25 protein-coding genes are annotated in these 22,025 nt (G+C 61.6%); 15 read left to right on the forward strand and 10 right to left on the reverse strand.

Going from position 1 to position 22,025, the window contains the following annotated elements:
* Window positions 1-61 precede the first annotated feature (61 nt).
* A complete protein-coding gene (locus tag AC1PUL_RS04100; RefSeq protein WP_480466748.1) occupies window positions 62-1,015 on the forward strand; it encodes a flagellin N-terminal helical domain-containing protein in 954 nt (317 codons plus the stop codon).
* Window positions 1,016-1,097: 82 nt separating this feature from the next.
* Here AC1PUL_RS04100 and AC1PUL_RS04105 read toward each other — a convergent pair whose 3' ends face one another.
* Both AC1PUL_RS04105 and AC1PUL_RS04110 read right to left on the reverse strand, forming a co-directional pair.
* Window positions 1,098-2,369 carry a cell envelope biogenesis protein OmpA gene (locus AC1PUL_RS04105; RefSeq protein WP_480466749.1) on the reverse strand — a complete coding sequence of 424 codons (1,272 nt, stop codon included), beginning with the start codon at window positions 2,367-2,369 and terminating at the stop codon, window positions 1,098-1,100.
* Window positions 2,370-2,555: 186 nt separating this feature from the next.
* Window positions 2,556-3,020, reverse strand: a complete 465-nt coding sequence (locus AC1PUL_RS04110) for a tRNA (cytidine(34)-2'-O)-methyltransferase (protein ID WP_480468483.1) — start codon at window positions 3,018-3,020, stop codon at window positions 2,556-2,558.
* A 364-nt stretch (window positions 3,021-3,384) separates the two neighbouring features.
* On the opposite strand from AC1PUL_RS04110, the gene AC1PUL_RS04115 reads away from it, so the two are divergent.
* The 9 genes from AC1PUL_RS04115 to AC1PUL_RS04155 all read left to right on the forward strand — a co-directional run bounded on the left by AC1PUL_RS04115 (window position 3,385) and on the right by AC1PUL_RS04155 (window position 13,177).
* Window positions 3,385-5,301 carry an ABC transporter ATP-binding protein gene (locus AC1PUL_RS04115; RefSeq protein ID WP_480466750.1) on the forward strand — a complete coding sequence of 639 codons (1,917 nt, stop codon included), beginning with the start codon at window positions 3,385-3,387 and terminating at the stop codon, window positions 5,299-5,301.
* Window positions 5,302-5,506: 205 nt separating this feature from the next.
* Window positions 5,507-5,971: a DMT family transporter gene (locus AC1PUL_RS04120; RefSeq protein ID WP_480466751.1), complete on the forward strand. Its 465-nt coding sequence runs from the start codon at window positions 5,507-5,509 to the stop codon at window positions 5,969-5,971.
* Window positions 5,972-6,394: a DMT family transporter gene (locus AC1PUL_RS04125; protein ID WP_480466752.1), complete on the forward strand. Its 423-nt coding sequence runs from the start codon at window positions 5,972-5,974 to the stop codon at window positions 6,392-6,394. It abuts the gene before it with no gap.
* A gap of 120 nt (window positions 6,395-6,514) precedes the next feature.
* Window positions 6,515-7,534 (forward strand): hypothetical protein, encoded by a 1,020-nt coding sequence (locus AC1PUL_RS04130; RefSeq protein WP_480466753.1) that lies wholly within the window; start codon window positions 6,515-6,517, stop codon window positions 7,532-7,534.
* Between the two features lie 120 nt (window positions 7,535-7,654).
* Window positions 7,655-9,526 carry an ABC transporter ATP-binding protein gene (locus AC1PUL_RS04135; protein ID WP_480466754.1) on the forward strand — a complete coding sequence of 624 codons (1,872 nt, stop codon included), beginning with the start codon at window positions 7,655-7,657 and terminating at the stop codon, window positions 9,524-9,526.
* A gap of 269 nt (window positions 9,527-9,795) precedes the next feature.
* A complete protein-coding gene (petA, locus tag AC1PUL_RS04140) occupies window positions 9,796-10,374 on the forward strand; it encodes a ubiquinol-cytochrome c reductase iron-sulfur subunit (protein WP_480466755.1) in 579 nt (192 codons plus the stop codon).
* A 14-nt stretch (window positions 10,375-10,388) separates the two neighbouring features.
* Window positions 10,389-11,657 carry a cytochrome b gene (locus tag AC1PUL_RS04145; RefSeq protein WP_480466756.1) on the forward strand — a complete coding sequence of 423 codons (1,269 nt, stop codon included), beginning with the start codon at window positions 10,389-10,391 and terminating at the stop codon, window positions 11,655-11,657.
* Window positions 11,658-11,683: 26 nt separating this feature from the next.
* Complete coding sequence (locus AC1PUL_RS04150) at window positions 11,684-12,517, forward strand: cytochrome c1 (protein ID WP_480466757.1); 834 nt, start codon at window positions 11,684-11,686, stop codon at window positions 12,515-12,517.
* Window positions 12,518-12,634: 117 nt separating this feature from the next.
* Entirely contained in the window at window positions 12,635-13,177 is a 543-nt protein-coding gene (locus tag AC1PUL_RS04155) for an adenine phosphoribosyltransferase (protein WP_006725613.1), read from the forward strand.
* 50 nt (window positions 13,178-13,227) lie between these two features.
* On the opposite strand, the gene AC1PUL_RS04160 is transcribed toward AC1PUL_RS04155, so the two are convergent.
* Genes AC1PUL_RS04160 through AC1PUL_RS04180 form a run of 5 tightly spaced genes read right to left on the reverse strand, consistent with a single transcriptional unit; the run spans window position 13,228 to window position 16,137 of the window.
* Window positions 13,228-13,836, reverse strand: coding sequence for a LysE family translocator (locus AC1PUL_RS04160; RefSeq protein ID WP_480466758.1), 609 nt, complete (start codon window positions 13,834-13,836; stop codon window positions 13,228-13,230).
* A 38-nt stretch (window positions 13,837-13,874) separates the two neighbouring features.
* The gene (locus AC1PUL_RS04165) at window positions 13,875-14,702 is read right to left on the reverse strand and encodes a helix-turn-helix transcriptional regulator (RefSeq protein WP_480466759.1); all 828 of its coding nucleotides are present in this window, start codon (window positions 14,700-14,702) and stop codon (window positions 13,875-13,877) included.
* Window positions 14,703-14,708: 6 nt separating this feature from the next.
* Window positions 14,709-15,185, reverse strand: a complete 477-nt coding sequence (locus AC1PUL_RS04170) for a glutathione peroxidase (RefSeq protein WP_480466760.1) — start codon at window positions 15,183-15,185, stop codon at window positions 14,709-14,711.
* The gene (locus AC1PUL_RS04175) at window positions 15,182-15,670 is read right to left on the reverse strand and encodes a MaoC/PaaZ C-terminal domain-containing protein (protein WP_480466761.1); all 489 of its coding nucleotides are present in this window, start codon (window positions 15,668-15,670) and stop codon (window positions 15,182-15,184) included. The genes AC1PUL_RS04170 and AC1PUL_RS04175 overlap by 4 nt, the downstream gene beginning before the upstream one ends.
* Window positions 15,667-16,137, reverse strand: a complete 471-nt coding sequence (locus tag AC1PUL_RS04180) for a MaoC family dehydratase (RefSeq protein WP_480466762.1) — start codon at window positions 16,135-16,137, stop codon at window positions 15,667-15,669. Before AC1PUL_RS04180 ends, AC1PUL_RS04175 begins: the two co-directional genes overlap by 4 nt.
* 63 nt (window positions 16,138-16,200) lie before the next feature.
* Between AC1PUL_RS04180 and AC1PUL_RS04185 the strand changes: the two genes are divergently transcribed.
* The 3 genes from AC1PUL_RS04185 to AC1PUL_RS04195 all read left to right on the forward strand — a co-directional run bounded on the left by AC1PUL_RS04185 (window position 16,201) and on the right by AC1PUL_RS04195 (window position 18,224).
* Window positions 16,201-16,857 (forward strand): Crp/Fnr family transcriptional regulator, encoded by a 657-nt coding sequence (locus AC1PUL_RS04185; RefSeq protein WP_480466763.1) that lies wholly within the window; start codon window positions 16,201-16,203, stop codon window positions 16,855-16,857.
* A 94-nt stretch (window positions 16,858-16,951) separates the two neighbouring features.
* A complete protein-coding gene (locus tag AC1PUL_RS04190; protein ID WP_138286583.1) occupies window positions 16,952-17,158 on the forward strand; it encodes a YgaP family membrane protein in 207 nt (68 codons plus the stop codon).
* 76 nt (window positions 17,159-17,234) lie between these two features.
* Window positions 17,235-18,224, forward strand: coding sequence for an SLAC1 anion channel family protein (locus AC1PUL_RS04195; RefSeq protein ID WP_480466764.1), 990 nt, complete (start codon window positions 17,235-17,237; stop codon window positions 18,222-18,224).
* A gap of 69 nt (window positions 18,225-18,293) precedes the next feature.
* Here AC1PUL_RS04195 and ychF read toward each other — a convergent pair whose 3' ends face one another.
* The gene (gene ychF, locus AC1PUL_RS04200; RefSeq protein WP_480466765.1) at window positions 18,294-19,397 is read right to left on the reverse strand and encodes a redox-regulated ATPase YchF; all 1,104 of its coding nucleotides are present in this window, start codon (window positions 19,395-19,397) and stop codon (window positions 18,294-18,296) included.
* Window positions 19,398-19,505: 108 nt separating this feature from the next.
* Between ychF and clpS the strand changes: the two genes are divergently transcribed.
* Window positions 19,506-19,817 carry an ATP-dependent Clp protease adapter ClpS gene (gene clpS, locus AC1PUL_RS04205; protein ID WP_298469565.1) on the forward strand — a complete coding sequence of 104 codons (312 nt, stop codon included), beginning with the start codon at window positions 19,506-19,508 and terminating at the stop codon, window positions 19,815-19,817.
* A 54-nt stretch (window positions 19,818-19,871) separates the two neighbouring features.
* On the forward strand, window positions 19,872-20,270 hold the full coding sequence (locus AC1PUL_RS04210; RefSeq protein WP_480466766.1) for a hypothetical protein: 399 nt from the start codon (window positions 19,872-19,874) through the stop codon (window positions 20,268-20,270).
* Between the two features lie 10 nt (window positions 20,271-20,280).
* On the opposite strand, the gene prmB is transcribed toward AC1PUL_RS04210, so the two are convergent.
* Together prmB and pth are read right to left on the reverse strand one after the other, a co-directional pair.
* Window positions 20,281-21,210 carry a 50S ribosomal protein L3 N(5)-glutamine methyltransferase gene (gene prmB / locus AC1PUL_RS04215; protein ID WP_480466767.1) on the reverse strand — a complete coding sequence of 310 codons (930 nt, stop codon included), beginning with the start codon at window positions 21,208-21,210 and terminating at the stop codon, window positions 20,281-20,283.
* A gap of 70 nt (window positions 21,211-21,280) precedes the next feature.
* Window positions 21,281-22,006 carry an aminoacyl-tRNA hydrolase gene (pth, locus tag AC1PUL_RS04220; protein ID WP_480466768.1) on the reverse strand — a complete coding sequence of 242 codons (726 nt, stop codon included), beginning with the start codon at window positions 22,004-22,006 and terminating at the stop codon, window positions 21,281-21,283.
* Window positions 22,007-22,025: the final 19 nt, after the last annotated feature.

The following is a 22,025-nucleotide window of genomic DNA, read 5'->3' on the forward strand; positions in this document are numbered from 1 at the left end:
GATACACAGCTGGAATGATGCCGGCTTCGGATCGACATGACATGCGACACAAGGTTTTCTCATGAGTTCAGTCTGGCTCAACCCGTCCGTTGCCAATGCAGCGTCGATGGCCAGCGCGTCGACGTCCGCGCTTGATCGGGTGACCAAGCAGGCGGCGCCTGTTCCTGCCGCCGAAGCGGATCAGAACGCTTCCAGCTATTGGTCGATCTCCACCACGATGCGGGCCGGCAGTCTGTCTGCCAGCAGCGTGCAGGAGGCGAATGAAATTGCTGCGGCCGCAACCGACACGGCGGCGCTGGGGCTTGAGCAGGCAACTGACATCGTCGCGCGGATCCAGCAGAAACTCGTGCTTGCCAAGGCTGTTGGCGCAGATCGCAACGCGATCAACGCCGATATCACGCAGATGAAGGCCGAACTCGGGGCCATCGTCGGGGATAGTAGCTTCAATGGCGACAACTGGTTGCAGGTCGAGGCTGGAGGGCGACCCAAGGTCACCTCACTGCTGGCCTCCGTGACCACTGGCCGTGACGGCAGCCTTTCGATCAACATGGTGGATTTCGATACGGCGAAATCGACACTGGTGTCTCGCCAGGATGCGCGCGACGGCATGCTGACGCGTGCCTATGCGGGGACCAGCCTCGGCGGTACGCCCTACAACTACTACCTGATGGATGCCCAGTCCCGTGAGCCGGTTGAGGCCGGGGCCCGCGAGATCAGGATTGATGGACATACCGGGAGTGACGAGATCGACGGGATGATCTCCACCCTCAACCGTGTGCTGATCGATATGGTCGGCGCCGGCGCCGAGTTAAGTGCAACCCGTGGGCAGGTGACGGGCGGTGTCGTGCTTGCCCAGGGGCTGGACGGCGCGGCAGAACTGGGTGTGAGCCGCCTGGTGGACACCGAGTTGAACGAGCAAAGGGTGCGCCTGACGGCGGAAAAGGTGCAGGAGCAGCTGCAGTCGTCGGCGTTGAACATGGCCAATGTGTCCATGACGTCCTGGTTGAGGCTCTGACGGCAACTATCTGTTGTTAAAACGATAAAGGCCCGCTTAGTGCGGGCCTTTGTCGTGTTTTCAGCCAGATTTCCGCTCGTCGTCAGGTCTTGGCGCGGGTGCGTTTCGTCTTGCCGCGCGGCAGCGGAACCATGATCGGCGTGGCGGCCGTTTCCGTCAGCGGGGCCGATGCAGAGGCAGTCTCAGACACTGTCTCCACAGTTTCCGGCGCGGCGATTTCAGCTGTCGTCACGTCCGGCGGCAATGGCTCGGACAGGGCTTCGGCGGGTGGCGAAGTGTCGGCTTCGATCTCCGCCGGGTGGGGCAATTCCGCGACCTGCACGGGAAGGGCTGAAGTTTCCTCGGATGCGACCAGCGCGGCCGGCTCTGTCACCGTCTCGCCGATTTCGGGCAGGTTTGGTGACATTGTCGCCTGACCGCTCAGGATGTCGGCGAGGATCTTGGTGACCTTCAGGGCGCCCGGCATGTCGGTGTTGGTGGAGTGGCCGCAGAAGGGGACCTTGATGTCTGTGGCGATCTTGGGACGCGAGTTCAGCTCGCCGAACCAGTCGAGTTCCCCGACGACATCGATGACCTCCGTGAAGGCCTCCGGCATCTTGATGCGGCCGCCGAAGGTCACGATGCGGGCGGTGTTGGCCAAGGTCTCGATGCGGCCCGGGTCGCGCGCCTTCAAGGTATAGAGAGCGTCAGCGATCACCCGATTGCCGCGCGAATGGCCCGTGATCAGGGTGAAGGACAGGCTCGGATCCGCAAGCAGGGTGGAGACCGTGTCCGCGTCGAGACCGGTCTTGCGGTTGGCATCGGTCTCTTCGTCTCGGTTGCCATAGGCGCCGAGCTTTGGACGGCCGACGACATCGTCGATCACTTCGAGATTACTTCTGATATGGCCAAGCCATCCGAAGAGGAAGGCGCCGCCGATGGCTTCGTTGACGATATCGCCGAGACCATAGCCCGAGACGACGGCTGCGACCGGTGCGCCGATCGCGTCAGCCACGTTGCGGGCGAAGGCGGCGGCACCGATTGCCGAACCGCCGATCCCGGCCACCGCCATGGCGCGCACATCCCGGCCACCGCGCAGGCAGAACTCTTCAACGCTTTCGCAAAGGGTGAGCATGGGGCCGCCCGTTGGCGGAACGATCATGATCAGACCCTGCGAGGCAAGGCTGTCGCTGATGTAGAAGGTTTCCTCAGGCGTCAGCGCTTTGACGTCGTAGTAAAGGGCGTCCATGCCTGTGTTGCGGAGCCGCCAGGGCTCCAGGGCTGCATTGCGCATCGTGCGGTGCCGGACGCGCTCGGGGAAGCTCAAGGATCTTGCGAATTGCGTGAGACCCAGGGTGAATGCTGTCTCGAACATGACTCCATCTCCCGTTTGCTGCGATGCAACATAATGCTTTTCGGATGAATAGGCAATGCGCGAAAGACGCGCTCTTTGCGCGTTTGCGGCGAGGCAGAGGGTCGCTGAGCCACAACTTTGGTTGGAGTTGCAGGCTGTTTCTTCCCTCGCAGCAAGGAGGGGACGGTGCCCAAGGCTATCGATTTTCTAGGATGAAAAGCCGGTCTGGCGTAGTGCTTCGCCGGCAATCATGGCGGCTGACATGGCCACATTGATCGAACGCTGCCCTTCGACCATTGGGATGATCACGCGATGATCGGCACGATCATGCACATGGTCCGGCACGCCGGCGCTTTCCCGCCCGAAGAGGAGGATGTCATTCCTGGCGTAGTCGAAGGTGGTGTAGGGCAGGGCGGCTTTGGTGGAGGCGAGCACGAGGCGGCGGCCTTCCGCAACGCGCAAGGCGTCGAACTGCTCCCAGTTGACGTGGCGGGTCATCGCGACGCTGGCGAGATAATCCATGCCGGCACGCTTCAGGTTCTTGTCCGACAAAACGAAACCGGCGGGCTCGATGATATCGACCTTCATGCCAAGGCAGGCGGCGAGCCGGAGAATGGTGCCGGTATTGCCGGGGATGTCGGGTTGGTAAAGGGCGATGCGCAGGTCGGTCATCCAGGGGTGATAGGCGATGCCGTGTCGGCGCTCAAGCCACACCACGCTGGCGGGCGACGGCCTGTGGTCGCTCTGCAACAGTTGCGGCAGAATGTCTCGATCACGAGAAATGCCGGCTGGAAAATTCGAGCGCGCGCCGATAGAACATGGGTCTCCTGAAACACGTTAAGGGGAGGCCATCGATGGATCTATTCGGTATTTCGCGCCAGCCCCGATTTATGGCTGCCGCCTGAGCGCGTCACGCCCCGTGTCTTTTCCAAGCTGATTCATCCTGCGGCCACAAGTGGCCTCAATCATTGAATATTCGCGCGTTCGCGTCACCTTTTGTCCGGTGCCGTCCGCGCGTCATTTCTGGAGATTATCCATGTTCTCGTGGTTCGAAAACCGCCTGAATCCGTATCCGGCCGGTGAGCCGACCCTGCCGCCGAAGGGGCTCGTCGCCTTCTGCTGGCACTATACCAAGCCGGCAGGTTGGTGGCTGGTGCTGCTTGGCCTGTGCTCGGGGCTGATCGCGGTCGCCGAAGTGTTCCTTTATCAGTTCCTCGGCAATATCGTTGACTGGCTATCGACGGCCGAGCGTTCGACCTTCCTTCAGACGGAAGGTGGCACGCTTGCCTGGATGGCGGCCTTGCTGCTGATCGGTCTGCCGGTGCTCGGTGTGATGCATACGATCACCATGCATCAGGTTCTGGCCGGCAATTTCCCGATGATTGCCCGCTGGCAGATGCATCGCTTCCTGCTGCGTCACTCGATGACCTTCTTCGCCAACGAGTTCGCCGGTCGCGTCTCGACCAAGGTGATGCAGACGGCGCTGTCGATCCGCGAAAGCGTGATGAAGATCATCGACGTCTTCATCTATGCGACGACTTTCTTCGTCTCGATGCTGGCGCTGGTCGCGGCGGTCGATTGGCGTCTCGGCGTTCCGCTGGTGCTCTGGCTCGCCATCTATGCGCTGATCCTCAGGCACTTCATTCCGAAACTGCGGAAGCTTTCGAGCGAACAGGCCGATGCCCGTTCGATGATGACCGGCCGGATCGTCGACAGCTATACCAATATCGCGACGGTGAAGCTGTTCTCGCATGCGGGACGAGAAGAGGTCTATGCGCGTGAGGGCATGGATGCCTTCCTTGGCACGGTTCACCGGCAGATGCGGCAGATCTCGCTGCTCAACATCTGCGTCGACATCAACAACGTGCTCGTCCAGTTCTTCGTCGCCGGTCTCGGGATCTGGTTCTGGCTGAACGGCACGGTGACGGTCGGCGCGATTGCGGTTGCGATCGGGCTGTCGATGCGCATCAACGGCATGTCGCAATGGATCATGTGGGAAGTGGCAGCCCTCTTCGAAAACATCGGCACCGTCTATGACGGCATGGGCATGATGACCAAGCCGCATGACATCGTCGACAAGCCGGCTGCCAGGCAGCTTGCCGCGCCGAAGGGCGAGATCGTCTATGACGGCGTGCGCTTCCACTATGGCAAGCAGAAGGGCGTGATCGAGGACTTCTCGCTGACTATCAAGGCGGGTGAAAAGGTCGGTCTGGTCGGACGCTCGGGTGCGGGCAAGACGACGCTGATGAACCTGCTATTGCGCTTCTACGATCTTGAGAAGGGCACGATCCTTGTCGATGGCCAGGACATCTCGGCCGTCAGCCAGGACAGTCTGCGGGCTCTCGTCGGCGTCGTGACCCAGGATACTTCGCTGCTGCATCGTTCGATCCGCGACAACATCGCTTATGGCCGGCCGGATGCAACCGATGCCGAGGTGATCGAGGCGGCGAAGCGGGCCAATGCCTGGGACTTCATCCAGGGGCTTTCCGACATGCAGGGACGGACCGGGCTCGACGCGCATGTCGGTGAGCGTGGGGTGAAGCTGTCGGGTGGCCAGCGGCAGCGTATCGCGATCGCCCGCGTCTTCCTGAAGGACGCGCCGATCCTGATCCTCGACGAGGCGACCTCGGCGCTCGACTCGGAAGTCGAGGCGGCGATCCAGGAGAGCCTGTTCAAGCTCATCGAGGACAAGACGGTGATTGCAATCGCGCACCGGCTGTCGACCCTGACGCAGATGGACCGGCTGATCGTGCTCGACAAAGGTCGGATCGTCGAGGAAGGCACGCATCAGCAGCTGGTGGCCAATGGCGGCATCTATGCGGATCTGTGGAACCGCCAGTCGGGTGGCTTTCTGCCGGATCAGACAGATCCGGAGCAGGAGCAGGAAAAGAAGCGTCGCGCGGATGAAGAGGCCAAGGCGCTCGAAGAGTCGGCCGAAGAAGCCGCGGAGTGATGCCCCATAGGGTATCTCAATCGTTCGCATGTTAGCGGAGCGGGGCCCTGGAGCCCCGCTCTTCGTTTCCGCAGGGGAGGCGCATTCGCGGCACTGATTGGTGCATCAGCCGAATTGGCTTGTTCATGAAAGACGGTGGGGTTTATGCGCAGACCCGAAGCGTTCACATTTTGAAACGCCATCATCGCGCAGTGTCAGGAGTGATATGCTGAAATACATCGACTGGATCTGGGCGGTTCTCGCCGGGGCTCTGCTCGCCGTGATGGTGACCATCAACAGCGGGCTTGCGGCGCTGACGACACCGTTTACCGCCTCCTGGGTGGTGCATGGCGTGGGCGGCGTCGTGGCGTTTCTGCTGCTGATCGCCAACGGTGCGGTGGCGCGCCGGACCGGGCGTCTGCCGGCCCATGGAAAGGCGCCGCTCTGGTCCTATCTCGGCGGCGCGCCCGGTGCTTTTGCCGTGGCTCTCAGCTCGATTGCTGTGAACTCCGAGCTTGCTTTGGCCGGTGGTTTGTCGCTGCTGCTCGTCGGCCAGATCCTGTTCGGGCTTCTCTCCGACCAGTTCGGCCTGTTTGGCACGCCCAAGAGAATGCTCAACCGTTTCGATTTTCTCGCGACGATCTGCGTGATCAGCGGGAGTGCGCTTCTCATCTTCTCGAAGGGGGCGTGAATGCTGGGTGCTGTCTTGATCGCTCTCGCCGGCGGCGCGGCCGTCGGCATGAGCCGCTCGATCAACGGTCGTCTGACCATGGACCGCGGAGCCTTTGCGGCGTCGGCCTGGAACCACTGGATCGGCTTCCTGCTGTTGACCGTCTATGTGCTTCTCTTCCATCGGATCGGGTTGCCACTGATTGCGGATGTGCCGTTTTTCTACTTCACGGGCGGCGTGATCGGTGCCTTGTTCGTGGTGATCAGCTCCTATGTCTTCCCGAGGATCGGTGCGGCCCGCTCGGGCCTGCTGATCATCGGGGGGCAGATGATCACGGGGCTGCTCATTGATCTCGCGCGCGGCACTGCGGAATTCCACATCGGCCAGCCGGCCGGGGTGGCGCTGATTCTGCTCGGCATCTATCTGACCCGATATACGCGTTGAAGCATGAAGGTCTGGCTCTATGGTCCTGACATCCATCGCATTTTAGTGTTTTCCGAAATCATCGGTTTTGATTTCAGGCGTAGCGTGTTGGGATAGGAACACCCTCTGGAGGTGCATTCCATGACCCAATCGCTTCAGCATCCGGCTATTCATGCAAAAGAGGCGGATATCGTTGGTCGCAAGGCCTTCGATTTCCTGAGCAAGAACCACCTCGACCTCACACCCGGAAATTTCGAACTCATCCATGCGGTCCTGACCGGCCGCGACAAGGCGCTGCGGGAGGCCTTTCTCGCTTTGCAAAAGCCGATCGGTCAGCCAGCGCTCTCCCTGCTGTCGCATCGGTTCTTCGCCGGACGGGCGCAGCTCTCGACGCTGAAGAGGACCAGCGAGGAGACGCTCGGTCTGCTTGAGACGTTTCGCGCATCTCTGGAAGCCGGCACGGTCACCATCACGGCCTCTCCGACATCTCCAGAGGATCCGCTGACGGGGATGCAAACGCAGCTGCGCGCCTGCATTGATGCGCTCCAGGCCGTCTGCAAGCTGGTGACGACGGAGCCTGTCGAGGTTGTCGGGCAGGAGCATCTGACGGCACAGCTCAGTTTCGGTCTGCCCGGTTATGAAGGGCTTGAACAGCGCGTCGACGATATCTGCAGACAAGGGCTGCCGGAGGAGGGGCTCAGTTTGCTGCTCTGTCGTATCCAGGGACTGGAGCCGCTCAGCAGAAGCGGCCTCGCCAAAGTGGGTGACTATATGAAAAACACCCTGGCGCGCTTCACCCATCGCCTGATCGACAGAAACGATGCGGCCTTTTGGACCGCGCCGGATGAGCTCGGGCTGCTGGTTGGCGCCAGCAGCGAGACTTATCTTACGCAGCTTGGCGAGAAGGTGGGCCGTGTGGTGCTCGATGCCGAGACTATTGTGCGGAAATCGATCCCGTCGATGCCGAAGCTCACCTGTCGCTTTGGCTGTGCGCGAACCTACAGGCCGATTGCGGCGGCACAGCTCTGCGGCGCCGCGCGGCAGTCGCTGCAAAGGGCCGAACTGACGGAAAGCGTCGTTCCGGTCTTTACCGAAGTATCAGCAGACCCCGGGGCGCTGCGGCGTTACGAGGCGCTGTACGGGCGCGGCCGTCATGCCTGATAGAATTGCGGGACGACCGACCGGGGGCATCATGCGTCTGGGTAGCGTGACGAAAATGTAATGCGCCATGGTCACGTTTAAGCCTTTGCCGTCTCCGGCAATCGGCCTATATCGCTTGTCATGTTCCAAGCTGTTGCCCGCCTTTTCGAGAACTGGCTCGATCCTTTCGCCCGATCGGACAATCTGCGTCCGCCGGAAAACACCTGGGGTTTCGTCTGGTTCTATGTCAGCCAGGCGAAGATGGCCTTCTTCCTCATGGCGATCTTCGGCGGGGCGGTGGCGATGCTCGAAGCGGGCCTTTTCTGGTTCGTCGGGCGGCTGGTCGATTTGCTCGACACCGTGCCGAAGGAGGCGGGCTGGGATGGTCTGATCGCCGCCCATGGCGGTGAACTGCTGGCGATGGCGCTGATCGTGCTGATCGGTCGTTTCATCGTCGTGACGATCGGTGCGCTGGTCGAAGAACAGGTCATCGTTCTCAACTTCTTCAACCTTGTCCGCTGGCAGGCGCATGCGCATGTGGCGCGTCAATCGCTCTCCTTCTTCCAGAATGATTTCGCTGGCCGCATCGTGACCAAGGTCTGGTCCGCAGGGCAATCCACGGGTGACCTCTTGACCTCGCTCCTGCAGGTCGTCTGGTTCATGGTGATCTATACGATCTCGACAATGACTCTGGTCGCTCAGCTCGACTGGCGGCTCGCGGCCATCATCGGCGCCTGGGTGGCGATCTTCCTGATGCTGGCGCGCTATTTCGTGCCGAAGATCCGTTATCATGCCAGGCAGACGGCCGAAGCATCATCGATGCTGAACGGGCGGCTGGTCGACAGCTATTCGAACATCCAGACGCTCAAGCTCTTTGCCCGCGAGCGGCAGAACGATCATTATATCCGCGCGGGTTTTGACCGGTTTCAGGAGACGCTTCGTCCCTTTGCACGGCTTCTGACCGGTGTGCGCGCCTCGCTCGCCATCCTCTCCGGCGTAATGATCCTGATGGTGGCCCTGCTTTCCGTCGAACTCTGGTTTGCCGGGGCGGTCACGGCCGGTGGCGTGGCCTTCACGCTCGGCCTTGTCCTGCGTCTCAACATGCTGCTCGGCCGCATGATGACCCAGCTCAACGGCATCATGCGCAATATCGGCACGATCCAGAACTCCGCCGAATTGGTGGCCAAGCCGATCGGGCTCACGGATCGGCCGGACGCGGCGAAGCTTCAGGTCAATTCGCCGGAGATCCGCTTCGAGGATGTCACCTTTCACTACGGGCGCAAGAAAGGCGCGATCGATCACCTGTCGCTGACCATCGAGCCGGGTGAAAAGGTGGGCATTGTCGGGCGGTCGGGGGCCGGCAAGTCAACGCTCGTCAATTTGCTGTTGCGCTTCTACGACCTTGAAGGCGGGAAGATCCTGATCGATGGCCAGGACATATCGACCGTCACCCAGGAAAGCTTGAGATCGCAGATCGGCATGGTGACGCAGGATACGGCACTTCTGCACCGGTCCATTCGCGACAACATCCTCTTTGGTCGCGAGGATGCCAGCGAGGAGATGCTGCTGAAGGCTGCCGAACGGGCGGAAGCACTCGATTTCATCCAGCGTCTGGAGGACCAGCGCGGCCGCAAGGGTTTCGAAGCGCATGTTGGCGAGCGGGGCGTGAAGCTTTCCGGCGGGCAGCGGCAGCGCATCGCCATCGCACGCGTGATGCTCAAGGATGCCCCGATCCTGGTGCTCGACGAGGCGACTTCGGCACTCGACTCGGAAGTCGAGGCCGCGATCCAGTCGAATCTCGATCGGCTGATGCAGGGCAAGACGGTGCTCGCTATCGCGCATCGACTTTCGACGATCGCCGCCCTCGACCGTCTCGTGGTCATGGACAAGGGCCGCATCATTGAGCAGGGGACGCATCAGGAATTGGTGGCTCTGGGCGGGCTTTACTCGGAATTGTGGGCGCGCCAGTCGGGCGGTTTCCTGGATACACGCAGCGAGCTGGTCTCAGCATGACCCGCCGCAGCTTCGTATCTCGTGGCGAAGCGACTGCAATGCTTGATAAACTGCCTGTCACTCTTGCGTTAAATCAAGCAATTGGGGATGCTGTCCGGTAAATCCGCGACATCGTGGCTCCTTGCCTGCGGAAGACTGGACAGAATAGATTATCGGGCTTAGAACGCGCCAATCTGGCGGGGAATCTATGGCTGCTCAGTGGCCGAATTGTGATTCCCGCTGCGGGGGCAAATGCGGTGTGTCGCAGGATTGCGAGAGGAAAAGTGACCGTGAGCGAACACGAGACAACAACAAACCAAGCGGGCGAGCCGACGCGCCGCGACTTTCTCTACATGGTGACCGGCGTGGCCGGTGCGGTTGGTGCGGCTTCGTTCGCCTGGCCCTTCATCGACCAGATGCGCCCGGACGCATCGACGCTGGCGCTCGCTTCGATCGAAGTGGACGTGTCTGCGGTTGAGCCGGGCATGTCGCTGACCGTCAAATGGCGTGGCAAGCCGGTCTTCATCCGCAACCGTACCGACCAGGAAGTCCAGGAAGCACAGGCCGTTCAGCTGGCTGAGCTGAAGGACCCGGTCGCACGCAACGCCAATGTCGATGCGACAGCCGAGGCGACCGACCTGGCGCGTTCGGCCGGCGAGGGCAAGGAAAACTGGATCGTGATGATCGGCTCCTGCACCCATCTGGGCTGCGTGCCGCTCGGTCAGGCCGGTGATTTCGGTGGCTGGTTCTGTCCCTGCCATGGCTCGCACTACGATACGGCGGGCCGTATCCGCAAGGGTCCTGCGCCGACGAACCTGCCGGTGCCGACCTTCGCATTCACATCCGACACTGTCATCAAGATCGGCTGAGGGGATAAGACACAATGAGTGGCCAATCGAGTTACCAGCCGTCCACTGGCGTCGAGAAGTGGATCGATCAGCGTCTTCCGCTGCCGCGTCTGATGTATGACAGCTTCGTCGCGTATCCGGTTCCCCGCAACCTGAACTACGCTTACACCTTCGGTGGCATCCTGACTGTGATGCTGCTGGTGCAGATCCTGACCGGTGTCGTGCTTGCCATGCACTATGCGGCACACACGTCCGTCGCGTTCAATTCGGTCGAAAAGATCATGCGTGACGTGAACAATGGCTGGCTGCTGCGCTACATGCACCAGAACGGCGCGTCGTTCTTCTTCATCGCCGTCTATCTGCATATCGCCCGCGGTCTCTACTACGGCTCCTACAAGGCGCCGCGCGAAATCCTCTGGATCCTCGGCGTTGTAATCTTCCTGCTGATGATGGCGACCGCCTTCATGGGCTATGTTCTGCCCTGGGGCCAGATGTCCTTCTGGGGTGCGACCGTTATCACCGGCTTCTTCACTGCCTTCCCGTTCGTCGGTGAAACCATCCAGCAGTTCCTGCTCGGTGGCTTTGCGGTCGACAATCCGACGCTGAACCGCTTCTTCGCTCTGCACTACCTGCTGCCCTTCATGATCGCCGGTGTTGTCATCCTGCACATCTGGGCGCTGCATGTGACCGGTCAGACCAACCCGACCGGCGTTGAAGTGAAGTCGAAGACCGATACCGTTCCCTTCACGCCCTATGCGACGCTGAAGGATGCTCTTGGCCTTTCCGTCTTCCTGATGGTTTTCGCCTACTTCATCTTCTATATGCCGAACTATCTTGGCCACCCGGACAACTACATCCCGGCTGACTCCCTGAAGACGCCGGCTCACATCGTTCCGGAATGGTACTTCCTGCCGTTCTACGCGATGCTGCGTGCGATCACCTTCGACGTCCTGTTCATCGACTCCAAGCTCGGCGGCGTCCTCGTGATGTTCGGCGCGATCATCGTGCTGTTCTTCCTGCCGTGGCTCGACACCTCGAAGGTCCGTTCTGCCGTATACCGTCCGTGGTACAAGCTGTTCTTCTGGATCTTCGTTGCCAACTCGATCCTTCTTGGCTGGCTGGGATCGAAGCCGGCAGAAGGCGTGTACGTTATTCTCTCGCAGATCGGTACCGCCTACTACTTCGGTTTCTTCCTTGTGATCATGCCACTTCTCGGTCTGTTCGAAACGCCAAAGCGTGTGCCGAATTCGATTACGGAAGCCGTCCTCGAAAAGAGCGGCAAGTCAGCACCAGCGGCCGCCTAACGGACTGCGAGAGAGGGAATACGAACATGAAAAAGCTTGTTGCAAGCATCCTGTCGCTCGCAGTGGTTACAGGATTGGGACTGGGTTCGGCGGCCGTTGCCGCCGAATACCCGATCAACAAACCACGCAATATCGATTGGTCTTTCGCTGGCCCCTTCGGAACCTATGACAAGGCGCAGCTCCAGCGCGGTCTCAAGGTCTACACGGAAGCCTGCTCCGTCTGTCACTCGATGAAGCTGGTGGCTTTCCGTACGCTGACGGATCTTGGCTACACGGAAGCACAGGTTCGCGCCTTTGCGGCGAATTACGAAGTGCAGGACGGACCGAATGCTGACGGTGAAATGTTCACCCGTACGGCCGTACCGTCCGATCACTTCCCGCCGCCCTTCCCGAACCAGGAGGCCGCTGCTGCTGCCAATAACGGCGCGGCCCCTCCGGACTTTTCGCTGATTGCGAAGGCCCGTGGTGTCATCCGTGGCTTCCCGACATTCGTGTTTGATATCTTCACCCAGTATCAGCAGAGCGGCCCCGATTATATCTACTCGCTGCTCACCGGATATCAGGACCCGCCGGAAGGTCACGAAGTGACCGAAGGTACCTATTACAACCCTTACTTCATCTCCGGTTCTGCGCTTGCCATGTCACCGCCGCTCAGCGATGGCGTCGTGACCTATGACGACGGCTCGCCGGAAACCGTGGATCAGTATGCTCAGGACGTTGCCGCATTCCTGATGTGGGCCGCTGAGCCGCATCTGGAAGACCGCAAGCGTATGGGCTTCATGGTCATGGTCTTCCTCGCGATCTTCACCGCGCTGATCTACCTGACGAAGAAGTCGGTCTACGCGAACAAGGAACACTGATCGATCCGATCACGTTCTGCGAAAAGGCGGTCTTCGGGCCGCCTTTTTTTGTTGGGGGACCATACCAATCTTGGTACAGTCCCGCGCAACTTCCTTCCGCTCTCAATCGGATGATACATGACCAAGATTGCCCACGAACTCGCCGCTGCCATCCGCTCCATTCCCGACTATCCGAAGCCCGGCATCATCTTCCGCGACATCACCACGCTGCTCGGCGACGCGCGCGCCTTTCGTCGGGCGGTCGACGAGCTGGTGCAGCCCTATGTGGGGCTGAAGGTCGACAAGATCGCCGGCATGGAAGCCCGCGGCTTCATCCTGGGCGGCGCCGTCGCGCATCAGCTCTCTGCCGGCTTCGTGCCGATCCGCAAGAAGGGCAAGCTGCCGCATGAGACCGTGCGGATCGCCTATAGCCTCGAATACGGCGTGGACGAGATGGAAATCCACATGGATGCGGTGAAGCCCGGCGAGAAGGTAATCCTGGTCGACGACCTGATCGCCACCGGCGGCACGGCTGTCGGTGCGGTCCAGCTGCTGCGCCAGATCGGCGCTGACGTTGTATCTGCCTGCTTCGTCATCGACTTGCCGGAGCTTGGCGGGCGCAAGAAGCTCGAAGCGCTCGGCGTCGAGGTGCGCACGCTCGTTGAATTCGAGGGCCACTGAGCCCCTCCCGGCGACCGGGGCGTGCCCCGGTCGACCCCTTTGCCGGCGTTCTATCTTTGCGCCAGCGCCAGTTTGCCCGCCATCAGCAGAAAGCCTGCCGAGAGCAGCCGGTTAACGACACGCATCCTGTCCGGACGCGTGACGAGGCCCTGTCGCATGCTGGCGGCTGCAAGGCCGTAAAGTGCGAAGACGACGAACGTTACGGCCATGAAGACGAGGCTTAAGGCTGCCATTGTGGCGAGCGGACGGGCATCCGCCGGATCAACGAATTGCGGCAGGAAGGCCAGGAAGAAGAGCGAGAGCTTGGGGTTCAGAAGGTTGATCAGCACCGCCTTGCGGATGATGTGCGAAGCCCGCTGTTTCGGTTCGGTTGACGTATCCCCCGCCAGTCTGCTTCTCCAGAGGCCGATCGCCATCCAGACGAGATAGGCAATGCCGGCATAGCGGATCGCCTCGAAGAGGCGCGGCTCGGCGGCGACGAGCGCGGCGAGGCCGAGCGCTGCTGCCAGCATGTGAGGGATGATGCCGAGCGTGCAACCGAAGGCCGCGACAAGCGCATCACGCCGACCACCGCCGAGCGCTGCGGCCAGCGTGTAAAGCGCGCCGGTGCCCGGTGTGGCGACGATGATCAGGGTGGTCAGAAGGAAGTCGAGGGTCATGAGAGGTCTCCTGCGTTGGCAGGGTGACCATGGGCGGCTCAGGCGCGTCCGTCTTGTACAGGATTGCAGATGATCCGGGCGCTTCGGTAGGCACCGGGTGTCAGGCCAAAGCGGCGGCGGAATTCGCGGTGCATATGGCTCTGGTCGACATAACCGCAGGCGGCGGCCACCTCGGCCGGTGCAAGGCCGGTCGAAAGCAGGCTGCGGCTGAGAAGTGCCCGGCGCTGCATCAGATAGGCGTGCGGCGTCAGGCCGGTATGGCGCAGGAAAGCGCGGATCAACTGGAAGCGACTGAGACCGGCGTCGCGGGCGAGGTCCTTCAGGTCCGCCGGGCTTGCCGGGTCATCGTCGAGGCGCTGGCGCACCCGTTGAAGCGAGGCGGGCAGGGGAGCCGGCGCAACGGTACTGTGAGTGAGTGTCCTGCCGAGGAGGAGGATCAGGACCTCGCGGAAGCGTTCCGCATCCCGGTGCCCCTCAGCGGTCTCCAGACAACGGTGTAGCGATCCCAGCAGAGTCCGGACAGTGGGATCGCCGAAGACCGGGTGTTCGAATTCGAGATCGCCAACGGTCGAGACGAGATCACTCAGGCTCTCTGAAACGAGGGCCGGCGTCAGGTAGAGCATGTGCCAGCTGCGGGCTGTGCGACCGAGCGGCGCGCCGTCATGCACTTCGCCGGGATTGACGGTGATCAGCTGGCCGGCTTCGGCTTCCACCTGGCCACGGCCGGAGGCGGAGATCTGCCCGCCGGCGGAGAGAAAGCCGATGCCATAGGTGTCGTGCGTGTGTTTGGGAAAGACGTGGGCGCTTGTCGCGGAGACCGCTTCCAGGCCGGACAGGGGTGTCGGATGGAAGCGGAAGCCGGTCATGGTCGGTCAGCGGCCAAGCGCTGTGGTGATATCGGCCTCGAGATCGGCGGGAGCCGTTCGGGGCGAGTAACGGGCAATCGGCTTGCCGTCGCGGCCGACCAGGAACTTGGCGAAGTTCCAGCCGATCTCCTGACCCTTTTCGGCGCCGGGCGTCTCGGCCTTCAGATAGGCATAGAGTGGGTGGGTGCCGTCACCGTTGACCTCGATCTTCGAGAACATCGGGAAGGTCACGGCGAAGCGGGTTTCGCAGAAGAGTGCGATCTCCTTTTCCGTGCCCGGCTCCTGGGCGCCGAACTGATTGCAGGGGAAGCCGAGAACGACGAGATCGGCATGGGTCTCGTGCAGCTTTTCGAGGCCCGCATACTGGGGTGTCAGGCCGCAGGCGCTCGCGGTGTTGACGATCAGCAGGACCTTGCCGGCATAGTCCTTCAGGCTGCGCTCGGAGCCGTCTATCGCCGTCAGGGTGAAGTCGTGGACGCTCATGCGGACTGCTCCTCGTCAGGGAAGAATTCAATCATGTTGCTGTTGAACCGCAACACGGTTTCGCCGTGCTGGTTGACGCCTTCCGATATTGCCGAGTTCAGCATGTAGCGGCGCTTGCCGTTGACGACGCGGCTGTCGACGGGGGTCATGAAGTAGGTGATCGTGTCGCCGGCAAAGACTGGTTTGAGCCATTGCAGCTCGGAGAACCCGGGCGATGGGCCGATCCTGGGGGGCTCGATGCCCTCGGCCTTCAGGCGCTTCATTTCGCGACCGATGAAGGCGATGAAGCTCTTCATCCAGTTGGCGCAGGTGTGCCAGCCCGAGGCGCAGAGCGCGCCAAAGACGTAATGCCTGGCCGCTTCCGGATCGACGTGGAAGGGCTGGGGATCGAATTTCTCGGCAAAGCGGACGATGTCTTCGGCAGTGAAGGTGACGCTGCCGAGTTCAAGGCGGGTGCCTGCGGGATAGAGGTCGAACATCTTCATGCCGGGACCTCCGCAGTCTGGCGGCGGCGGATCATCACCGCGTTTCGAGCTTTCATGATCGTTTCGCCGCGCTGATTGCGGAGTTCATGGCGGAAGGTGACAATGCCGAGATGGGGGCGCGAGCGCATGGGACGGGCTTCCTCGACGACGGACTGGCCGGAGAGCGTATCACCTGCCAGCACCGGTTTGCGCCACTGCATGAATTCGATCCCGGGCGCGCCCTCGGAGGCTGCCTTCAGCACATAGGCATCGATCATCAGGCGCATGAAGAGGCTGGACGTATGCCAGCCGGAGGCGGACAGACCGCCGAGAATGCTGGCCTTGCCGGCTTCCTCCGAGAGATGCATGGGCTGGGGATCAAATTCCCGGGCGAATTCGATGATTTCCTCTGATGTCACCAGGCGCGGCCCGAGCGCAAAGCTTAGCCCCTCCGTGAAGTCCTCGTAGTGGAGCTTGTCATGCTGCATGCGGTCTGTTCTCCGAAGTCTCTTCTGCCGCTATGGTCATAAGCGGGAATCACGAGGTGGTCCATGGCGGGTTGGGCAGATCAGGCCGGCTTTCTGGCTGACATCGATGAGGGGGCGCGGCGGGAGCTGGAAGCCCTGAAGCCTGTGCATGTTCCTGCCCGCAGCACGCTGTTTCGCCCGGGCGATGCGGCCCAGAGTTTTGTCATTCTGCTGGCCGGACGGATCGGGGTTTACCTGACGGGCCGAAACGGCCGCGAATTGCTGCTTTATTCCGTCACGCCTGGCGAGACTTGTGTGCAGACAACGCTCGGCGTGCTCGGCGGGGCGCCCTATTCGGGCGAAGCAATTGCGGAAAGCGATCTGGTGGCGGTCATGGTGCCGCCTCCCGTCTTCGAACGGTTGATGGCCCATTCGCCGGCCTTTCGCAGCTTTGTCTTCAAGGCCTTTGCCGACCGTCTGACAGATTTGATGTTCGTACTCGAACAGGTCGCTTTCGTGAAAGTGGAGGAGCGGCTCGCCCATGCGCTTCTGGAGCGGATGGACGGGGAGGGGATCGTCGAACTCACCCATCAGGAACTCTCGGTGATCATCGGGACTGCCCGCGAGGTCGTTTCCCGCCGGCTGGAGGCTCTGGCTTCCAAAGGGCTGATCGAGAACGAGCGTGGGCATATCCGGCTTGTGCAGATCGATCAGCTCAAGCTCATGGCGGCGAGCCGCTAGATTCTGCCCAAACCTGTGACTTAGTCACGGAAGGATGATGCAGCCGGCGCTATTGTTGGTCATGCTCAATCCTGAGCCGTGAGGGAGATAAGCCATGTTTGCCAAGAATGTCGGATCTGTTGACCGCCTGTTGCGTATCGTTGCCGGTCTGGTTCTGCTGTCGCTGTTCTTCATCTATCCGGACGCCTCGTGGCGCTATTTTGCCCTGATCGGCATCGTGCCTCTGGCGACGGGACTGCTGTCGACCTGCCCGCTGTATTCGATCATCGGCATCAATACCTGCCCTGCGAAGAAGGCGTGACCCGACAACCACTGATGATGCGGGGTCGGCAGGTGCCGGCCCCTTTTTCTCGTTCTCCAATGCCGGATGAAGACAGATGACTGTGATTGAACCCACCCGTTCCGAAGCTGCCGTCAAAGAGGATGCGGGCTTGCATCACCTGCCGCTGCCGCTTTTCGCCGTGCCGATGGGTGTCGGCGGGCTGGGTATGGCGTGGCGCGAGGCTGCGGTTGTTCTCAGCGCACCGGCTCTCGTCGGTGAAGTGTTGATGGCGCTTGCCGCTGTCTTCTGGCTGATGATCACGGTGGCCCATCTGGTGCGCCTTATTCGCCATCCGGATGCGCTTGCCGGCGACCTTTCCCATCCGATCCGGGGCGCCTTTGCCGGTGCCATCTCGATCGGACTGATGATTGTTGCGGGAGGCCTTGTTCCTTACTCGGTTCAGACGGCCTCAGCGATCTGGCTTTTTGCCGTGGTGCTGCATCTGGCGATCGGGGTGTTCATCGTGCGTAGCCTGCTGCTTAGTCCGCGCGAGGCTGCGACCCTGACGCCGCCGCTGCTGATCCCGCTGGTCGGCAATATCCTTGCACCGGTTGTCGGAGCAAAGCTCGGCTTCATGACGCTGTCGTGGATGCTGTTCGGTCTTGGCGGCTTGCTCTGGATCCTCGTCCAGCCGCTGATCCTTTACCGGATTGCGACAGGACCGATCTTGCCGCAGCGCATGTGGCCGACGCTGGTCATCCTACTCGCCCCGCCTGCGGTCGGAAGCCTGGCTCTCTCGTTGCTGACTGCAGGCTTCGGGCCCGGGCCCCTTGCCATCTACGGGTTTGCGGTTCTGACGGCTGCCGTGCTTTTGAGCCTCATTCCGCGGTTTCGCAGTGTGCCCTTTGCCATGTCCTGGTGGGGCTACACCTTCCCGGGTGCTGCCTTCACAGCCGTAACGCTGAAGTTTGCCCATGCGCATCCCTTCGCGGGGGAGACTGTCTTGCTCTGGGCGCTCCTGATCGGAGTAACCGGGATTATTCTCACGGTGCTGGCCGCGACGCTGAAGGCCCTGTTTGCCGGCCATCTTTTCCGACCGGAGTGACATGACAAGAGAATGGCCGCGTCTGCCCGGGGCAGCGCGTCCTCTCCGTCCGGATATGATCCGGGATGATCAGGTGTTGAAACGGAAGTGGATGACGTCGCCGTCGTGCACGACGTATTCCTTGCCTTCGTCGCGGCCCTTGCCGGCTTCCTTGGCGCCGACTTCGCCCTTGTAGGCGATGTAGTCGTCATAGGCGATGGTGAAGGCGCGAATGAAACCGCGTTCGAAATCGGTGTGGATGACGCCGGCGGCCTGCGGGGCCTTGGTGCCTCGCACGATGGTCCAGGCGCGGGTCTCCTTCGGGCCGACGGTGAAGTAGGTGATCAGGTCGAGCAGGTGGTAACCGGCGCGGATCAGGCGGTCGAGGCCGGCTTCATCAAGGCCGAGTGCCGAGAGGAATTCGGTCGCTTCCTCTTCCGGCAGCTGGGCGACCTCGGCTTCGATCGCAGCCGAGATCACGACGCATTCGGCCCCCTGTTCGGCGGCCATCTTGGCCACGGCTTCGGTGTATTTGTTGCCGGTTGCGGCGTCACCTTCGGCGACGTTGCAGACATAGAGAACCGGATGCGAGGTCAGAAGGTTCAGCTGCTTGAGGATGACGATCTCGTCGGCTGCCAGCGTCTTTAGAAGAAGGCGGGCCGGCTTGCCGTCCTGCAGGAGCTTGACGACCTGCTCCATGATCGGCAGCTGGGCGCTGGCTTCCTTGTCCTTGCCGGTGGCGCGCTTGCGGGTCTGCTCGAGGCGGCGCTCCAGGCTTTCGAGGTCGGCGAGCATCAGCTCGGTCTCGATCGTGTCGGCGTCGCCGACCGGGTCGATACGGCCTTCGACATGGGTGATGTCGGTGTCTTCGAAGCAACGCAGGACGTGGACGATGGCGTCGACTTCGCGGATATTGGCGAGGAACTTGTTGCCGAGGCCTTCGCCCTTCGACGCGCCGCGCACGAGGCCGGCGATGTCGACGAAGGAGATGCGGGTCGGGATGATTTCCTTGGAGCCGGCGATGTCCGCGAGCTTCTTCATGCGCGGATCGGGAACGGCCACTTCACCGGTGTTCGGCTCGATCGTGCAGAAGGGATAGTTGGCTGCCTGGGCGGCGGCCGTCTTGGTCAGCGCGTTGAAGAGGGTGGACTTGCCGACATTCGGAAGCCCGACGATACCGCATTTGAAGCCCATGGCTCTGAATACCTGCTCGGGATGGATTTTCGTTGCCCCCGCCTATGGGGTATAGGAGGGTCATGGTCAAGTGTTGCGGCCCCTCTAGGGTCCGAAGTTGCCGGAGGAATGATGGCGAAGGATACGGTGCTGACGCCGAAGACGGTGACCAAGCCGAAGGTGGAGAAACCGCGACTCTACAAGGTGCTCCTGCACAATGACGATTACACGCCGCGCGAGTTCGTCACGATCGTGCTGAGGGTCGTCTTCCGGATGAGCGAGGAGACCGGTTACCGGGTGATGATGACCGCGCACAAGTTCGGCTCGGCAGTGGTCGTCGTCTGCACGCGTGAGATTGCGGAGACAAAGGTGACGGAAGCGATGGATCTGGCCAAGGAGGCGGGCATGCCGCTGCTCTTTACGGCAGAACCGGAGGAGTGAGGACCCTCGGGTTTGAAAACCAATTGATTACGTCTGCGGGCATAGACTTCGGCCATGAACCCTGACCTGCAGACACTCCCCGAAGCAGCTACCTGGCACTATGTCGTGGCGGTCGGGCTCTTTGCGATCATGGGCGCAATCGGCCATGTGCTGCGCGCCGTCTTCAATATCCTGCCCGATCGTCTGTCGGATCGGCCGATGATGGATCTTGCCATCAGCGACGGCTTCAGTTGGCACGACCTGATCTTCAAGACCGAATATGACGAAGCAGGCTACTATCGTCTCGACAGCCTGCACAATCTGCGGCTCGCGGTTGGCTGGGCTATGTTTAGCGGCTTTCTCATCCTGCTTTTGGGGCAGGATGCATCACGGATTGCGGCCTATTTCATAGACTGGGGGCTTGCCGCGCTCGTCGATCTCTTCTGGTATCGGGTCGAAACCTTCACCTGGTGAGGCTTGTGCCTCACTTGCCCTTCTTCGCCTTCACGCCGAGCGCTTCCGCCGAGATCCAGAACACCGCGTCCTCTTCCTCTGTCGTCTCGACCCAGAGGAAGTCGAGGTCGGGGAATTCGGCTTCGAGGATGTCGCGGCCGCGGCCGATTTCGCAGAGCATGCCGCCGCCGGGATTGAGGTGTTTTGGTGCTTCGGCGAGCAGCGTGCGCACGAGGTCGAGGCCGTCTTCGCCGCCGTCATGGGCCATGGCCGGTTCGGCGCGGTATTCGGCCGGGAAGGCGTCCAGGGCTTCGTGGTCGACATAGGGCGGATTGGTGATGATCAGGTCGAACTTGCGGCCAGCAAGCGGCGTGAAGAGGTCGCCCTGATGCAGCGTCAGCTGGTCTTCGAGGCCATAGGCCTGACGGTTCTTCTCGGCGACTTCAAGCGCATCGGTGGAGAGATCGACGGCGTCGACGGAGGCCAGCGGGAAGAACTTTGCGGCGAGGATCGCCAGGCAGCCGGATCCGGTGCAGATATCGACGACGCTTTCCACCGCGAAGGGATCGGGCAGGAAGGTCGAACCGAATTCGCCGCCATATTCGTTGAACAGGATCTCGCCGATATGCGAGCGCGGTACGATCACGCGCTCATCGACGAAGAAGCGCATGCCCTGGATATAGGAGCGGCCGGTGAGATAGGCCGAGGGCTTGCGGGTCGCCACGCGCGTCTCGATACGCTCGGCCAGAAGGTGGCGCTCTGATGGCAGCAGCTTTGCGTCGAGGAAGGGGTCGAGCGTGTCGATCGGCAGGTCGAGGCTGTCGAGTATGAGGAAGGCGGCATCGTCGACGGCGGTATGGGTGCCGTGGCCGTAGCTGAGTTCGGCGGCGTTGAAGCGGGAGATGGCATAACGCCAGTAGTCGCGCAGGGTGACGAGGTCGGTGGTGATGTCGTGGCTCATGGTCGTCTTCCGGTCGTTTCTGCGGCTATCGGTTTAAGGCGGGGCAGGGCGGTCGCCCGCCCGGATCCAGTCAGTCGCCCTTGGGGCCAAACATCTTCTTCAGCATCTCGGCCATGGGGCCGGTCTCGGGAAGCTTCTTCGGCTGGGCGGAATTGCGGGCCTGATGGATATGGGATTGGGCTGGCTTGGGAGGCTTCGGCGCTTTGGCGGGTTTGTCGTCCTCGACCTTGGCTCCGGTGGCCAATGCCAGCTTGTTCATCAGCTGCGAATCCTCACCACGCACCAGCATGTCGGCATTGTCGGCGAGTGCTTCGAGGAGCGGATCGAGCCATTCGGCATCCGCCTTGGCGAAGTCGCCGAGCACGTGGTTGTGAACCTTGGACTTGTCGCCGGGATGGCCGATGCCGAGGCGGAGCCGCCGGTAGTTCAGGCCGCAATGGGCGTCGAGCGACTTGATGCCGTTGTGGCCACCATGGCCGCCGCCGGTCTTGATGCGCGCCTTGCCTGGCAGGAGGTCGAGTTCGTCATAGATGGCGACGATGTCCTCGGGGCCCAGCTTGTAGAAGCGCATGGCCTCGCCGACGCTTTCGCCTGACAGGTTCATATAGGTCTGCGGCTTGATCAGCATGACCTTTTCGCCGGCCAGCGTGCCTTCGGCGATTTCCGCCTTGAACTTCTTCGACCATGGCGAAAAGCCGTGGCGGCGCTGGATCGCGTCGACAGCCATGAAGCCGATATTGTGCCGGTTCTTCTGGTATTGTGCACCGGGATTGCCGAGGCCGGCCAGGATGATCATGGGAGCTCCCGTCTATTCG

This window comes from Rhizobium sp. P43 (assembly GCF_056730705.1).

What these genes read in the sequence shown, in the direction of transcription:
- AC1PUL_RS04145 (WP_480466756.1), top strand. Translation starts at nt 10,389, where the DNA reads ATGAGTGGCCAATCGAGTTACCAGCCGTCCACTGGCGTCGAGAAGTGG.
- AC1PUL_RS04100 (WP_480466748.1), top strand. Translation starts at nt 62, where the DNA reads ATGAGTTCAGTCTGGCTCAACCCGTCCGTTGCCAATGCAGCGTCGATG.
- AC1PUL_RS04135 (WP_480466754.1), top strand. Translation starts at nt 7,655, where the DNA reads ATGTTCCAAGCTGTTGCCCGCCTTTTCGAGAACTGGCTCGATCCTTTC.
- AC1PUL_RS04160 (WP_480466758.1), bottom strand. Translation starts at nt 13,836, where the DNA reads ATGACCCTCGACTTCCTTCTGACCACCCTGATCATCGTCGCCACACCG.
- AC1PUL_RS04165 (WP_480466759.1), bottom strand. Translation starts at nt 14,702, where the DNA reads ATGACCGGCTTCCGCTTCCATCCGACACCCCTGTCCGGCCTGGAAGCG.
- AC1PUL_RS04150 (WP_480466757.1), top strand. Translation starts at nt 11,684, where the DNA reads ATGAAAAAGCTTGTTGCAAGCATCCTGTCGCTCGCAGTGGTTACAGGA.
- prmB (WP_480466767.1), bottom strand. Translation starts at nt 21,210, where the DNA reads ATGAGCCACGACATCACCACCGACCTCGTCACCCTGCGCGACTACTGG.
- AC1PUL_RS04110 (WP_480468483.1), bottom strand. Translation starts at nt 3,020, where the DNA reads ATGACCGACCTGCGCATCGCCCTTTACCAACCCGACATCCCCGGCAAT.
- AC1PUL_RS04210 (WP_480466766.1), top strand. Translation starts at nt 19,872, where the DNA reads ATGAACCCTGACCTGCAGACACTCCCCGAAGCAGCTACCTGGCACTAT.
- AC1PUL_RS04120 (WP_480466751.1), top strand. Translation starts at nt 5,507, where the DNA reads ATGCTGAAATACATCGACTGGATCTGGGCGGTTCTCGCCGGGGCTCTG.
- AC1PUL_RS04105 (WP_480466749.1), bottom strand. Translation starts at nt 2,369, where the DNA reads ATGTTCGAGACAGCATTCACCCTGGGTCTCACGCAATTCGCAAGATCC.
- AC1PUL_RS04175 (WP_480466761.1), bottom strand. Translation starts at nt 15,670, where the DNA reads ATGAAGATGTTCGACCTCTATCCCGCAGGCACCCGCCTTGAACTCGGC.
- ychF (WP_480466765.1), bottom strand. Translation starts at nt 19,397, where the DNA reads ATGGGCTTCAAATGCGGTATCGTCGGGCTTCCGAATGTCGGCAAGTCC.
- AC1PUL_RS04115 (WP_480466750.1), top strand. Translation starts at nt 3,385, where the DNA reads ATGTTCTCGTGGTTCGAAAACCGCCTGAATCCGTATCCGGCCGGTGAG.
- pth (WP_480466768.1), bottom strand. Translation starts at nt 22,006, where the DNA reads ATGATCATCCTGGCCGGCCTCGGCAATCCCGGTGCACAATACCAGAAG.
- AC1PUL_RS04185 (WP_480466763.1), top strand. Translation starts at nt 16,201, where the DNA reads ATGGCGGGTTGGGCAGATCAGGCCGGCTTTCTGGCTGACATCGATGAG.
- clpS (WP_298469565.1), top strand. Translation starts at nt 19,506, where the DNA reads ATGATGGCGAAGGATACGGTGCTGACGCCGAAGACGGTGACCAAGCCG.
- AC1PUL_RS04155 (WP_006725613.1), top strand. Translation starts at nt 12,635, where the DNA reads ATGACCAAGATTGCCCACGAACTCGCCGCTGCCATCCGCTCCATTCCC.
- AC1PUL_RS04130 (WP_480466753.1), top strand. Translation starts at nt 6,515, where the DNA reads ATGACCCAATCGCTTCAGCATCCGGCTATTCATGCAAAAGAGGCGGAT.
- AC1PUL_RS04190 (WP_138286583.1), top strand. Translation starts at nt 16,952, where the DNA reads ATGTTTGCCAAGAATGTCGGATCTGTTGACCGCCTGTTGCGTATCGTT.
- AC1PUL_RS04170 (WP_480466760.1), bottom strand. Translation starts at nt 15,185, where the DNA reads ATGAGCGTCCACGACTTCACCCTGACGGCGATAGACGGCTCCGAGCGC.
- AC1PUL_RS04125 (WP_480466752.1), top strand. Translation starts at nt 5,972, where the DNA reads ATGCTGGGTGCTGTCTTGATCGCTCTCGCCGGCGGCGCGGCCGTCGGC.
- AC1PUL_RS04195 (WP_480466764.1), top strand. Translation starts at nt 17,235, where the DNA reads ATGACTGTGATTGAACCCACCCGTTCCGAAGCTGCCGTCAAAGAGGAT.
- AC1PUL_RS04180 (WP_480466762.1), bottom strand. Translation starts at nt 16,137, where the DNA reads ATGCAGCATGACAAGCTCCACTACGAGGACTTCACGGAGGGGCTAAGC.